Here is a 14,325-nt window from a genome sequence, read left to right as displayed (position 1 = left end):
AGCCAGCGTTCAGTGATAGCAGAGAATAAAGTGAGTTAAATGAAAGAGAAAACTGAACAACAAAAGAAACAAGTTAATGGCTGGCTCAAAGCTCAAAAAAAACATGCCCATGGCAGATTAAGTCGAGCGATAGCATTAGGATCATTAAGTGGTTTGTTAATGATCCTACAAACGGCAATATTAGCTTATTTAATTGATATTGTTATATTTACGAGCGAAGAAGAACCAACATTTACGCTTACTCAAGTTAGCTTTGTATTAGTGGCTGTTATTTTTATTCGTGCTGTATTTGGTTATTTTAGCGAATGTTATAGCCACCGTGGCGCTATGTTGATTAAAGCTAATATTCGTTCACGTTTATTGCATCGCTTGTTTCAATTAGGGCCTAGTTATACGCAAACTAAAGGTAGTGCAAAATTAGCCAGTTTACTTAATCAAGGAATCGATTCGTTAGAAGACTACTTTGCTGGATACCTACCGGTAATCGCTTATTGTGCGGTTATTCCTTTCGCTATATTGATTGCCGTATTTCCTATCGATTGGCAATCGGGATTAATTTTATTATTTACTGCGCCTATGGTGCCGTTTTTTATGATTTTAATCGGTCATAAAGCACAACGTTTAAACCAAGAACATTGGACTAAGCTTCAGCGTATGAGTAGTCATTTTCTTGATATTATTCAAGGTTTAACTCAGCTTAAAATATTCAATGCCTCGCGCAGAGAAATAGCTGCTGTTAAAACCATTAGTGATGATTATGGTGACGAAACCATGGGAATTCTAAAAATAGCATTTCTTTCGTCATTTGTTTTAGAGTTTCTTGCTTCTATTTCTATTGCATTAGTTGCTGTTGTACTCGGTTTTCGTTTGTATTACGGCGATGTTGATTATGTATTTGCCTTATGGGTTTTGCTATTAGCGCCCGAGTTCTATTTACCTTTTAGACAGTTAGGTACGCAATATCACGCAAAAATGGCCGGTGTTACTGCTGCTGAGGATCTTGTTGAGGTTCTTAATCAAGCACAAACAAAATCTCAAGCTCAACAAAATAACAGTCAAGAATTCTGTTCACCTTTTACTATTGATATAGCGCAAGCCAATTTCGCCTATCCAGATCGCACGAATGCTTTAACTAATATAAATACCAGCTTTGCGGATCAAGGTTTATATGCGGTTATTGGTGACAGTGGTTCGGGAAAATCAACTTTAATTGATATGGTATTAGGCTTTGTACAACCTAACTCAGGCCAAGTGCTTATTAACCATGTTCCTTTAACATCAGATAATCGTGATGCTTGGTTACAACATTGCGGCTGGATTGCTCAACAAGCTGAAATGTTTCATGGATCATTAGCCTTTAATGTCGCTTTGTCAGAAACCTATGATAATGACTTAGTGCATGAAGCACTTACTAAAGCGGGTTTAGCTGAGTATTTATCAAGCCTTGAAAATGGTATAGAAACCCAAGTCGGTGAGTCTGGCGCTGGTCTTTCTGGAGGACAATTACAACGGCTCGCATTAGCGCGGGTTTTTTATCATCAACCTGATGTACTTATTTTAGATGAACCTACAAGCCATTTAGATCAGCAAACTGAACAGATCATTACTGAGTCAATTAATGCTTATGCTAAAGATCATCTTGTTATTGTTATTGCGCATCGCTTACATACGGTTATAAACGCAAAAAATATTATTGTACTTGAACAAGGCCAAATTATTGAGTCAGGTACGCACCAAGAGTTGTTCGCTCAAAATAACTATTACGCTAAGCAGATTAATATATGAAGATATTTTTCCGTTTAATTAAACTTCTTAAACCGCAGCTACCTTTAATGTTATTGGGGGCGCTTTTATCTGTAATTACAGTATTAGCTAATATTAGTTTACTTGCTATTTCGGGTTGGTTTATTACCTTGATGGCGATTGGTGGTATAACAGGCATAACCGTTAACTACTTTACGCCTGCAGCGATAATACGATTTTTAGCAATAGTGCGAACCGCAGGGCGTTACGCCGAAAGAATGTTAACCCATAGAGCTACTTTTAATGCATTAGCTCATATGCGCCATTATTTTTATCAACAGCTAGAGCCATTGTTGCCTTATTATCAAATGGATTTAAGATCTGGCGACTTGCTAGCTCGATTACAGCAAGACATAGACAACTTAGATAACTTTTATTTACGGGTGTTGTTACCTATATTTGTTGCCCTCATTTCAGTACCCATTGTTTGTTATGCTTTGGCATTATTTTCAATAACGGTTGCTTGGTTCATGCTTAGCGCTTTGTTGATTGTCGCTATTGTTTTACCCATGATGAGTTATTTCTCTTCTAAAAAACTAGCAAAAGAAAAAACACGTTTAGAAAGCCACCTAACAGAAACATTAGTTAATGGTATTAGTGCTGTTAAAACCTTATTAGTGTATCAAGTGGCTATTAGTTATCAGCGTTCTATCGCTAGTATTACGCAGCAGTATTATGATATTCGTTACAAATTAGTAAAAATTAATGCCGCTTTAAATGCACTGATCTTTTTGTTTATACATTTATCGGCGTTAGCCTGTTTATTCATTTTATTGCCAAAACTTGCTACGGGTGAGATTGATAGTAAATCGTTAGTTGCCATTATTTTACTTGTACTGGTTAGCTTTGAAACCGTAAGCAGCATGCCACTTGCATTACAACTACTGCCACAAAGCTTAGCTAGTGCAGCCAGACTTTTTGCCATTATAGATAAAGATAAACCCATTGATGTAGGAAGCCGAGAAGTGCAACAAGGGGATATTCAATTTGATAAATTTACTTTTTATTATCCTGAGCAAACCAAAGCGAGTTTAACGGATATAACACTCTCCATAAAAATGGCTGATAAAGTCGCTATTGTTGGTGCGAGTGGCGCAGGTAAGTCAACCTTAGTTAATTTGCTGATGGGGTTTTGGCCAACAGAAAATGGTGTAAATACAGGTTCAATTTCTATTGCGGATCATGAATTAAGTCAATTAAAACAAGCATCATTACGCGAAAATATCGCTTTAATGAGTCAGCAAGGTCATATTTTTGATGCGAGTATCGCTGATAATTTACGTTTAGCTAAACATGATGTGACTAACGAAGAAATGCGTAATGCTTGCAAGCAAGTTAACTTACTCGAATTCATTGAGAGTTTACCTAATGGTTTTAATACCTGGTTAGGTTCTACAGGTATAGGTTTATCGGGTGGCCAAATTCAACGATTACAAATGGCGCAAGTATTCATTCGCTCGGCGCAAATTTTAGTGTTAGATGAACCTACAAAAGGCCTTGACAGAAATAACGAAAAAATAGTGATGAATAGTTTATTAACGCATGTTGAGCAGCAACAAAAAAGTTTACTTTTGATCACTCATAAACCCTTTATGCTTGAAAAAATGGACAAAATAATAGTGATGGAACAAGGAAAAGTTATTGCCCAAGGCAGTCATAATGAACTGATTAACACGAATAATTATTATCAAAAGCTACTCAATTATTTTTAAGTACATGATTTTAATATAAACAAAATATAGATAAACACGTTAGCAATGAGGTAAAAAATGAAGTCAATAACTACAAAGCTACTTTTCGCTGGTACGCTCATATCATTACCTTTTTTGGCTGCAGCTATTGAGACACTCCCTAATCAAGAGCTTCAGCAAGCACGTTCTTTAGTAAAATCTTTTGGAAGTGATTTAAAAAAGGTATTAAAAACGGCAATGCAAACTGAGGGACCGCTAAAGGCATTAGAGGTTTGTAATGTGCAGGCAAAGCCTATTGCTGACAAAAACTCATCTGTATCACCTTGGAATATAGGTCGAACTTCTTTGAGAGTGAGAAATGAGAACAACATTGCAGATGAATGGGAAACTTCAGTTTTACAACAATTTGAAAAGCGAAAAAAAGCAGGGGAAGACCTGAAGAATATGGAGTACTCTGAAGTCATTAAAAGTGGCGATAAATCGGTTTATCGTTACATGAAACCAATACCAACAGCTGGCTTATGCTTGACATGCCATGGCACAAAACTCTCTAACGACGTTCACGATAAAGTAAAAGCATTATATCCTGAAGACAAAGCAATAGGCTTTAATGTAGGGGATATAAGAGGAGCTTTCACTCTAATAAAAACATTGAGTGTCGAGTAGGTTTATTTAATTTGATGAGTTGTATCATGTAACCTATATCGCTTTAGTAAACAGAATTTTATTCGTTTTCTAAAGCGACATAAGTTATTAATTATAAAGATTGATATGTAAAACTTACGGTAGCGTAATTATAACGGTTGTTCCTTTACCTTCTTTACTCTCTATTTTTATATCACCCGCTAATTTATTTTTAACTATGTCGTAGGTGGTGCTCATACCTACACCCACATAGCCGCGCTCTTTACGTGTAGTAAAAAAAGGTATAAATACTTGTTCTAAAGTAGCTTTATTCATTCCTATGCCATCATCAGAATACGTGATTTTAACACCGTTACCTGTTTTTTTGGCTTCTAACGTTATTTTACCATTACCTTCATTATCAAAACCGTGTTTTAAAGAGTTATTTATTAGGTTGATTAATATTACTGCAATATAACTTGGTATTGATTTGATTTTTAATGCTTCTTCACCTAAGTAACTATAACTAATATCGGCCTGTTTAAATTCAAAATCATAAAGCATCAACATTTTTTGCATATAGGCTATAACATCAAAACTCTGAATTTCAGTGTCATCTTGATCTGCGGCTATTAGGTTAAAGTTGTCTAATAATGTAATTACGGGCTGTAAAATATTAAGGCTTTTTAAATCTTTATTTGATTTAAGTTCAGTCTCTAAATCAAGTAAGTATAAGTTAACAGCATAGGTAATATCGGTGGCGACATAACCTAAAGCTGCAAAGTTTTCTGACCTTATAAGTTGACCTTCCCGAGTGGATAATAATGTATTGCTTGCACTATTAGGTTCTGATGTGGTTTGTGTGGCCAAGTTCTTAGCTTTTTTCCAGATGACAAATGCGCTAAGCAGAGCAATTACGGTCATAACGGCAAAGATATAAAACAACAATTCAAAGTGACTTAGGGCTTTATTTTCTTTAGTTATATTGGCTAATTTAGTTGCATTGTTATTTGAAACTTTCTTTTGTTGTATCAGCTTTTCGCTTAACTCTGTTATTAATTTGTCTTGTTCTTCAAGTAGCAAGGTATTTTCGGTAACAGGCGACTCTTGTTTATTCTCTTTTGACTGTGAGATCTGAACTTGTAATTTTTTTTCTAACTCTTTTAATTTTTGTTCTTTAGAGTTTATTTCTTGGCTTTTTGTATCACTTTCTTTTTCAGCATTATTTAAACGTTTGGTAGTTTTTTGTAAAACTAAGCTATATTTTTTTAAATTTTCTTCACCTAACTCTAATTTTGTATTGAGTTGATTTAATGATTTTTCTTGCTGTTCTATTTTCTTTTGCAGTGCTAGTAATTCATTTCTATGCTTTTGCTTTAAAATTGCAGTAGGACCCAATGTTAATATTTCTTCGTTTGTATTATTGTTTTTATCTAAGAAAGTAGATAATTCAGGAAATATTAATTCTTTATCTGTAATATTTTCTTGGTTAACTTTAAACACAATACTTGATTCTTCTTTATCGTAAGAAATATCGATCATTGTGTTTTTAACATCTTTATGGTCTTCAGTAATAATTAGAACATGGGAGTTACTAAGCGTATTATTCGCAGAAGTTAAAATATTTCTTTTACCTGAAGCAATATATAAAATATTAGCGTCTTTGGCTTCTCTAAATGTTTTAACTAAACGTACTTCAATATCTTTACCTTTAACGCCTTTGTTTTCAAAATAATCACTAAAATAGATATATTTTTCCATATCATCATAAACACCAATGATAAATTTAGGTTGCTCGTTTTCGTCAGGCCAATCAATAAACTTAGCGAATTTACTTACTAACTGTGCTTTTGCTTGATCAAGCGATATGGCTTGAGCCCAGACTTGGCTACCAATAAAGAAACTTAAGCTGATAATCAATAGAGCAATAGTTGATTTTAATCGTGTTGTCGTAACTTCCATGTAAAACCTTTATAGGGAAATAACAAAATGTATTTACATTCTACGTTGAATTAAAAGAAAATCAATAGGGTTATTAGTGGGTTATCTTTATTGATTATATAACCACATATATACCCCTTATCATTCAATATGTATTCAGAGATAGACATCTTGATTGGTAAGGGGTCTGTGACAGTAATCCTGCGATTGTTATTAATAAGTTGTGTGTTCAATACAAGAGAGTTTATCTTACTCGACTTAGGGGATTAATTATCTGCTGGTGTACGCCAAACTAGGAAAATGGCTACTGCAGCTATAATCGAAAAAATAAGCCCTCCAATTGCTGCTGCCATTGGGCCGTCCATTAAACCCATGAAAATCGCATCGTGACCGTTCATAAACATCATACCAAAACCACCGATCATCACGAGGTCACGTTTTCCTATAACAGCACCAATAAGGGCTATGATAATTAACGTTAACTGTCGACCAAGGAATGCGCCCGCTGTTTCACCAAGTGAAAGAGCGTTACCAACCAAATCAGCTAGTCCAGGGTTAAATGTGGGATTAGTATATGCAGGGATTGTTGCAGCCGCCATAGCGAGAGCCATAAGGGCAATTAAAATTCGTGGAACAATATATTGTTTGTTGAATGACATTTTTCTTCCTCAAGGAGACCTTGTTTAAGGAGGTATAAAGTGACTCGAAACTAATGAAAGAGGTAGGCAAGCGTTACTTTATACATTGGTTTGAAATATATAACGCTTGCATCTTTACTTTTAAATAACTGTGATGCAGATTTTATTAAAAACTGTATCGTAGTCCTAATTGAATGTCGTTTGTGTCTAAATTAGTTTGAAGACGATCGCCGTTCTCATCATAACCGGTAGCCACTTCACCTAAGTCGCTGTAACGATATTCTAGTGTTACTTCTACTTGATTTGAAACTTCCATAGCAACGCCAGCCCCAACAAAATAAGCAAACTCGTTACCATCTCCTTCATATTCGAAAGTTCTAGGTAAGAATCCACCAAAATCGCTTCCACCAAAACTTCCTACAAAAAGGTCGCCAGATGCATCGTAAAATGAAGAGCCAACACCACCTTTAATAAATGGAGTAAATTGAGATGTGTTTTTAAACTCGTAAGATACGTTTAGTGTAAGTAAATCAACATCAAGGTTTGCATCAATTGCAAAGTTATCTAAAGCTCTAGAGTCATTACCTAATGCAAGGTTAGCGTCAGTATCATAGCTGGCAAGTGAATATTCTAGTTCAACCTTTAGCGCTGGTAATACTTCAAAGCCTACAGCAATACCGTATCTCATATCTGAGTCTATTGAGCTTTTAGGTGTTCCAGGGCCATTTGTACCATCGTTAAATACTTTTGATGATGGGTCTGAATAGCCAGCATTTGCAGATATGTACCAATCTCCTGCATGTGCTTGTGATGATATTGCAGCGGTAGTTAGTAGAGCTGCAACCGATAGTAAGTTGTATTTTTTTGACATGATTTTTCCGTTTAGTTATTTATGAATTTAGGGGGTTGTTAAATAAATGCCTTATTTATGGCAATTTTTATTTGTATAATTTAATAATAAAATGGGTGTTACTTTTCAATTAACTTTAAATCTTCGATAATACCGCCATCGAATACTATGAATTGATTCTTTGAGCCAAAACGTGCGATACCTGAAGAGTACATAACGCCACTATCAAAGTTAAAAATAAGTGTAACGTAATCGGGGTGAGCTTCTTCTAACCAGCTAACAATGTACATTTTAGGTCCGATTTTACGTGACTGATACGCTAAATCTTTATTGCTATTGCCTTTTCTTGAACCTGTGATCCATTCATATTTAAGCATACCGTCATAAAACTCCATATGAATTCCATTACCTGTTTGATAATAATAATTCATAGAACTTCCATCGAGCAGGTGTTCAGGTTTTTTGTTATCAGCTGCATTAGCGCCAGTGCTGAAAAATGTAAAAGCGAAGATAAATATAAGCATTAATTTTTTCATGTTATTTCTCATTGTAAGGTTAAATACCAGCTACACGGCTATATGTTGAATAGCGGGGAAAGAATATAAAAAACAATACTAGCGAAAAATATATTTATTTATCTAACGTTGATAACAATAGAATATTTACCTGAAATACGTGGGGTATCAAAAGTAAATAAATATATCTTCACTAGCTATATCGGCTTTGTTATTTAGTTGTTTTCGCGTGATAAGCTTTAGAAACGGCATAGCTATTTTCAAACCAATTCCAGCTTTTAACTTTTCCGTCAACTACATTAACGCGAACAGCCCAGCTAAATACGCCTGTATCTACGCCTGTGTTAGTAGCAATTGCGCTCATTGTTCCCATGAAAACAGCTTGTTCACCATTAGAAAAACTATAATCTGTTGTCCAGCTTGTAACTTTTAAACCCGCACCAAAGCTAGGCATAAACTTTTTAAATACGGTTTCTTTTCCTTCCCAGTTGCCAATCCAAGGAATTGTTTTGTCACCTTCGTTATGCCAAACAAAGTCGTCAGCCATTAGTTCATTGAGTTTATCGCCATTACCTGAACCCGCAGCTTCTAAAAATGCTTGTGCTGTAGCAAGTGTATTTTGCGATTGGTCTTTCATATCATTTGCGTTTACTTGTGTACCAGCAGAGACAATAAAGCTTATAACGACAAACATTTTTAAAATTAATTTATTATTCATTTTTTGTTTTCCTATAGTGAGTTAATTTAGTTTGAATCTTTTAATAAAAAATACTTAAAGTTTAATACGAATACCCACCATAACTTCATGAGCTGCGGTATCGTCAATTTTAAAACCATCAGTGAATGAGTCTTGCCCTGATTTTACATCACCGAATGAAGCATATTGATATTCGCCATATAAAGAGATTGTTTCGGATAATTGATAGTTACCACCAAAGCCTACATTCCAAGAAAATTCAGTGGAATCATCATCAGCATAAGCATCGTAGTAACCATCAGCGGCTCCATCAAATGCATCAAAGGCTGCTACACCTGCGCCACCTAAACGAGCAGAGTAACTATTATCAGATATACCTAAACCTGCTTTAATATAAGGAGTAAAATCCGTATTATTTGAGAAGTCATAAAAGCCTTCTATTGTGTAGGTTGTGCTTTCTATTTCGCCATTAAGAATATATTCTTCGCCTGCACGTGCACCCGTTCCTATTTGTCTGTCGTTAAAGCTACTATCACGGTAGCCAATACGGCCTTCAATACGATATTGGTCGTTGAATGTGTAACCAATACCTATGCCTCCAACAGTGCCGCCATCGCTATCAAATTTTCCTGGGAAGTCTGGATCAATGGCGATATTGTTACCATAAGGTTTAGAGTCGTTTGCTTGCTCACTTACACCTATTTGACCCGTTACGTAAAAACCTTCTGCTTGAGCTATTGACGGTATAGCCAAAGCTACTGTTGTAGCTAAAATTAATTTTTTATAACTATTCATAATATTTCCCATTGATATTTTTATTGTTTGCCAGAGTTTCTCTTCTGACAGACTTCATGTTAATAAATCTGAAGCAATTATATCCTTTACTTATTGTGCTTAATATATAGAATAATTGTATTTTATAATTCCGATAAACAGAACTATGATAAATTACCTAAGACATATGGCTGTTTTTGCCATGGTGGTTGATGAAGGATCATTCCGTAAAGCGGCTAAAAACCTTGGTTTGGCGCCATCACGAGTGAGCCAAACAGTATCTGATCTTGAAAAATATCTTGACGTTACTTTGCTGAATAGAACAACACGCAAGCTTTTTCTTACTAACGAGGGGCGTAATTTTTATGCGCATGTAGTAGAAATAACAAGGAATGCTGAAGCGGGATTAAATGAACTACAAACGCTTTCGCAAAAGCATATAGGAAAACTAAAAATATCACTTCCTGCGTTTCTAACATCTTCTATTATCTCTAGCGGAATAGCTGAGTTTGCTCGGCAACATCCTAAAGTATCTCTCTCTTTAAGTTATACAGATCAAAGGGTAGATATTATTAATGAAGGTTTAGATCTTAGTATTCGGGTAGGTTGGTTGGAAGATAGCTCGATGATGTCTCGCAAACTTGGTGAAAGTAAACGATTTCTTGTTGCAAGCAAAGAATATGTAAAAAATCGTGCAACTCCTAAGCACCCATCTGATTTGAAAATGTGGGATTGGGTGCGCTTTGAAATGCGGTCGAGCACGGTTGATTTTACTTCGCCTTCAGGTGAGAAGGTTAGCATCTCTGAAAACGCTCGTGTTAGTGTGAATAGTGCGAATGCGTTATTGTATTTTGCCAGTCAAGATTTAGGTCTGACAATTTTACCTGAGCATTTGGTTGAAGAGCAGATTAAGTCTGGTGAGTTTGTGCATGTTTTACCTGAGTGGGAACTTAAACCAATGGGGTATTACGCCGTGTGGCCAGATAAGTCTCGTCGCGAAAACCTAACGCTGATGTTAGTTCGTTTTCTGGCTGAACAAAATCGATAATAGTGCCGTTATATAGGTGTTATATACCCGTTATCATTCAAGATGCTCTGAAATACGCATCTTGAATGATAACGGGTATAAAAAATTTACTTAGCTGAAGTCTATCTTGATTATTATTTACCATCAGGTATTAAATAAGCAAGATCTTCATCGTCATCAGCATGGAAGTCGTAACCACCGTCAAAGTCGTCATGTAATTCATTAATAACGCTGATGGGCAGTTCTAATATGTCAGGAATAAACACTTCAATATCGAGTTGTTGCTCAATTAAGCCTTTTAAATCGGTAAATTCTAATAAACCTTTATCTTGTAGGTATTCTCTTGCTGATAACGGAAGTTGTTGGCTAATTTTGGCTATAGCCGTTTCAACTTTATCAAATATTTCGTCTTTTTCTGTAGTGGTGAGATAGGTGATTAATTCTTCGTATAAACTATTGGTGTATTTCTTTTTATCAGTATCTATGAGTAATAGGGTAATCGCTGAATTAAGAAATTTTTGTATTTCAAACTGTAAAATTTCTTCGTCATTATCTACAAGAATGGTATTTGCGCTGTAAACTGAGGCAATACTTTTATAGATATTAAATAGCATGGCACTTTGTTGGCCAGTTTTTTCTAATACGTTATGCATTGCTCTAATATCTGATGTGTCGTTAATAGCTTGGGCATAACTTGTGATAGATATTTCTTCAAAGTATGAAGGCGATATTTTTTTCAGTTCGGCGTATTTAGCCCAACCGGCTCTAAAGCAGTACACAATGCTTTCGGTTTGAATAATTTGTTTAGCTTTTTCGGTGTCGTTATCGCAAAGCTCTAATAAACCTAAATTACACATACCAAGTACAATTTCACAACCTTTTCTTATTTGGTCGGCATAAATTATTGATAAGTTGTCTGAGGCTATTCTTAACGACATATCAGATAATTGTTGTTTGGTTTTGTGCATAAATTCTGGCGTAAAATAGCCTTCATTTTCTCCGTCTTTTAATACTAAAAGTAGGAAAGGGTGATTTCTTAATTCTGCAATGCTTACTGATGAATCGGTCATCGATGGATCCTAATCAATTCTTACTGAAAATAACGTTTTGTATATAAGTAAATACGGTATGCTACTAAAACTAAAGTGGCGCAAACATATCGTCGGTATCCATTTCAACAGCAGTAACTCTTTGTTTATTAGCATTTTGTTTTAATGCATTTTCAATGTTGTCGAGTGTGCCGTTGGTACTTACTACCATTACTTCACGGTAGGCTTCTTCGCTTAACGTTTTTATTTTCATTAACAATTCTTCTACACTGCCCGATGTTTGCTCTTCATCTTCTTCTAATTCAGAAAAGTCATGACCCACAAAAGGTAGTGACAAATATAGAAGACCAAAATCGTCTTCAACTATGGCTTTAAGTACTTCTAGCTGTTTCTCTTCGTCGTCTGAAGATAAAAATATCTGAGTTAATAAGCTGTGAGCTTCGGTTTGTGCACAAAATACGGTGTCTTCATCCATATTTTGCCAATAAGAGGGTTCTACATTTAATAATTGCTTAATTGATTCAGCATCCATTAACCAAGTTGCAATAGAAGGGATGGTTGCGTCGTGCTCACGAACAATTTTAGCGACAGTTAAAATATCCATTTCTGTTAATACGGCTAACATAGTTGCATCGCCCTGTTCAGAAGCTATAGCTTCTAAAGAGGTGCCAGCGCGTCTACCGCTGTGTTGTGCTTGTTCAATAATGTCGGTCGCTAGAATTAATGCATTTTTAGTCAAGATTATTCCTTAATACTTATATGTTTTTCGTTTTATTTAATGGTTAATGACAAATATTAGTAGTTTTCATCGTAGTCATTATCGTCATAATTATCGTGCTGGTCATCATCTTCGTCTTCAGCTTTTAAAGGTTTTGAATCGTAGCTGTTATAAAAATGAATAAGTAAAATCGCTGTTTTTAAGTCTTGTTCTGCGTGAGTCATTATTTCAGTAATACAAGCTCTTGCATCAGCATGAACACCCACAAAAGGTTTTACTTCTTCCCATGTAGGTTCTTGCGAAAGTGGTAATGCTGCTAAGCTTTTACTGTTTATTCTTACTTTGGTTGATATAGCCATAGCAAGTTGATCAACCATGCCATTAAATAATAAAGGCATTTGTGTTAATTGTTCGAATAAATTAGATAGATAATTTGATAATAAATCAGGGTTTTCAGGATCAGCTAATGAGTTCATGTTTTCTAAATACATAGAAAAGTCAGCGGTTAAATAGTCAGGTATACTTGTTTCAGTTTGCATTTTTTTTCCTAGTAGAGAAGCTTAACTTAATGCACTGTGCCAAAAAGAATCAGCAATTTCTCGGGGATCTGTTATTACGGTATAGTTGCTTTTTAAGTATAACGCGCGTTTTTTCGGGTCAGAAATAACATCATACGCTTGCTGAATTAATTGAAACTTTTCTTTTGCTTCTGCGCTATCGTTTCTATCGGGATGATATTTATTTGCAAGCTTACGATAGGCTTTTTTAATTTCGATGGTTGTAGATGCTCTACCTACACCTAACTGTTCAAAATGATCCATAAACGTATTACTACCTTCTGCTAAACAGCTTAACAATGCCTGTTGGCATAATTGTCATGAGTAATGCAATTCTACCTCTGCAATCAGTTTATTCAAATCATTATGTTTATTTATTAATTTTTTATTTTAAAAAGGTGCGAACCTTGAGGATACCTACATTAAGTGTTTTTTACTTAATTGTTGTCGTTACTAGATTAGTAATATAAGGATAATTTAATTAGTAATACGCTTTGAAGGTATTATGAGGGGCTGTTGAACTTGCAGGTATGTTTTTGTAGCAGTCTGTTTGATTTTTATAAGAGTTATAGTGATTGATGTGTGGCGTTCCACATAAAATCACTATAACGACGTAAGAAATATCAAACAGGCCCTAATTAAATATTTTTTTGGACAGAGGTAATAAGTGCTTAATTCAAAAATTAATTTGACGTAGCTTGTGCGTTAATAATTTGTCCATTTATATCTGTACTTTCGTCACTCATTAAATAAACATAAGCTGGCATTATGTCTGATGGAGAAGCTAAGTCTTCAGTATTTTCTCCAGGGTAAGCGATAGATCTCATGTTTGTATTTGTCGCGCCTGGGTTAATGGCATTAGTACGTACTGAGGTTGTGTCATATTCATCTGCAATAACTTGCATCATACCTTCGGTAGCAAATTTAGAAATACTGTAAGCTCCCCAATAAGCCTTGCCTTTATTGCCTACACCTGAGGTGGTAAATACTAACGAAGAATTTTTAGTACTTTGCAGTAAAGGTAAAAGTGCTTGTGAAAGTAAATATTGCGCATTTACATTCACTTGCATTATGTCTGCCCATACCTGTTCGTGAATTTGTGTAAATGGTGTTAACTCTCCTAATATAGCGGCGTTAAGTAAGGCACCATCAAGTCGACCAAACTGTTCTTGGATTGTTGAAACCATATCTATGTAGTTTTGCTTAGTTGCGCCTTTTAAGTCTAAAGGAACAATTGCGGGTTGTGGCGAATTTTGTTCTACAATTAAATCGTAAACATCTTCTAATTTTTTAGTTGTTTTACCTAACAAGATAACGGTTGCACCTAAATTTGCATAAGTAAGTGCTGCTTGTTTACCGATGCCATCTCCTGCACCGGTAACTAAAATAACTTTATTGGCTAGCGCACTAGCTCCACATTTAAAATCAAACATAATCATTA

15 protein-coding genes are annotated in these 14,325 nt (G+C 35.2%); 4 read left to right on the top strand and 11 right to left on the bottom strand.

What is annotated here, in order from left to right:
* Positions 1-39 precede the first annotated feature (39 nt).
* The 3 genes from cydD to AC0L5Q_RS08230 are packed head-to-tail and all read left to right on the top strand — an operon-like array spanning position 40 to position 4,160.
* Entirely contained in the window at positions 40-1,785 is a 1,746-nt protein-coding gene (gene cydD / locus AC0L5Q_RS08240) for a thiol reductant ABC exporter subunit CydD (RefSeq protein WP_473617152.1), read from the top strand.
* Positions 1,782-3,515, top strand: a complete 1,734-nt coding sequence (gene cydC / locus AC0L5Q_RS08235) for a thiol reductant ABC exporter subunit CydC (protein ID WP_473617148.1) — start codon at positions 1,782-1,784, stop codon at positions 3,513-3,515. Before cydD ends, cydC begins: the two co-directional genes overlap by 4 nt.
* Positions 3,516-3,572: 57 nt before the next feature.
* The gene (locus AC0L5Q_RS08230; RefSeq protein ID WP_473617143.1) at positions 3,573-4,160 is read left to right on the top strand and encodes a Tll0287-like domain-containing protein; all 588 of its coding nucleotides are present in this window, start codon (positions 3,573-3,575) and stop codon (positions 4,158-4,160) included.
* 114 nt (positions 4,161-4,274) lie between these two features.
* On the opposite strand, the gene AC0L5Q_RS08225 is transcribed toward AC0L5Q_RS08230, so the two are convergent.
* From AC0L5Q_RS08225 to AC0L5Q_RS08200, 6 genes are all read right to left on the bottom strand, one after another.
* A complete protein-coding gene (locus tag AC0L5Q_RS08225; RefSeq protein WP_473617141.1) occupies positions 4,275-6,080 on the bottom strand; it encodes a YfiR/HmsC family protein in 1,806 nt (601 codons plus the stop codon).
* 245 nt (positions 6,081-6,325) lie between these two features.
* A complete protein-coding gene (locus tag AC0L5Q_RS08220) occupies positions 6,326-6,718 on the bottom strand; it encodes a hypothetical protein (RefSeq protein WP_473617137.1) in 393 nt (130 codons plus the stop codon).
* Positions 6,719-6,863: 145 nt separating this feature from the next.
* A complete protein-coding gene (locus tag AC0L5Q_RS08215; RefSeq protein WP_473617134.1) occupies positions 6,864-7,568 on the bottom strand; it encodes an outer membrane protein in 705 nt (234 codons plus the stop codon).
* A 98-nt stretch (positions 7,569-7,666) separates the two neighbouring features.
* A complete protein-coding gene (locus AC0L5Q_RS08210) occupies positions 7,667-8,083 on the bottom strand; it encodes a MoaF-related domain-containing protein (protein ID WP_473617131.1) in 417 nt (138 codons plus the stop codon).
* 190 nt (positions 8,084-8,273) lie between these two features.
* Positions 8,274-8,780, bottom strand: a complete 507-nt coding sequence (locus tag AC0L5Q_RS08205) for a nuclear transport factor 2 family protein (RefSeq protein ID WP_473617128.1) — start codon at positions 8,778-8,780, stop codon at positions 8,274-8,276.
* A gap of 54 nt (positions 8,781-8,834) precedes the next feature.
* Positions 8,835-9,554, bottom strand: a complete 720-nt coding sequence (locus AC0L5Q_RS08200) for an outer membrane protein (protein WP_473617124.1) — start codon at positions 9,552-9,554, stop codon at positions 8,835-8,837.
* 145 nt (positions 9,555-9,699) lie between these two features.
* Between AC0L5Q_RS08200 and AC0L5Q_RS08195 the strand changes: the two genes are divergently transcribed.
* Complete coding sequence (locus AC0L5Q_RS08195) at positions 9,700-10,581, top strand: LysR family transcriptional regulator (RefSeq protein ID WP_473617121.1); 882 nt, start codon at positions 9,700-9,702, stop codon at positions 10,579-10,581.
* Between the two features lie 113 nt (positions 10,582-10,694).
* On the opposite strand, the gene AC0L5Q_RS08190 is transcribed toward AC0L5Q_RS08195, so the two are convergent.
* The 5 genes from AC0L5Q_RS08190 to AC0L5Q_RS08170 form a co-directional block, all read right to left on the bottom strand.
* Entirely contained in the window at positions 10,695-11,630 is a 936-nt protein-coding gene (locus AC0L5Q_RS08190) for a DUF6178 family protein (protein WP_473617117.1), read from the bottom strand.
* Positions 11,631-11,700: 70 nt separating this feature from the next.
* The gene (locus AC0L5Q_RS08185) at positions 11,701-12,348 is read right to left on the bottom strand and encodes a hypothetical protein (protein WP_077340810.1); all 648 of its coding nucleotides are present in this window, start codon (positions 12,346-12,348) and stop codon (positions 11,701-11,703) included.
* A gap of 56 nt (positions 12,349-12,404) precedes the next feature.
* Positions 12,405-12,866: a hypothetical protein gene (locus AC0L5Q_RS08180; protein WP_473617111.1), complete on the bottom strand. Its 462-nt coding sequence runs from the start codon at positions 12,864-12,866 to the stop codon at positions 12,405-12,407.
* A 21-nt stretch (positions 12,867-12,887) separates the two neighbouring features.
* Positions 12,888-13,148 (bottom strand): DnaJ domain-containing protein, encoded by a 261-nt coding sequence (locus AC0L5Q_RS08175; RefSeq protein ID WP_473617109.1) that lies wholly within the window; start codon positions 13,146-13,148, stop codon positions 12,888-12,890.
* A gap of 419 nt (positions 13,149-13,567) precedes the next feature.
* On the bottom strand, positions 13,568-14,317 hold the full coding sequence (locus tag AC0L5Q_RS08170; RefSeq protein ID WP_473617105.1) for a YciK family oxidoreductase: 750 nt from the start codon (positions 14,315-14,317) through the stop codon (positions 13,568-13,570).
* Between the last annotated feature and the right edge of the window lie 8 nt (positions 14,318-14,325).

It is taken from the genome of Pseudocolwellia sp. G5-9, from assembly GCF_055808995.1.
The sequence above is the reverse complement of the archived record's forward strand: the minus strand, read 5'-3'. Positions and strand labels throughout refer to the sequence as shown.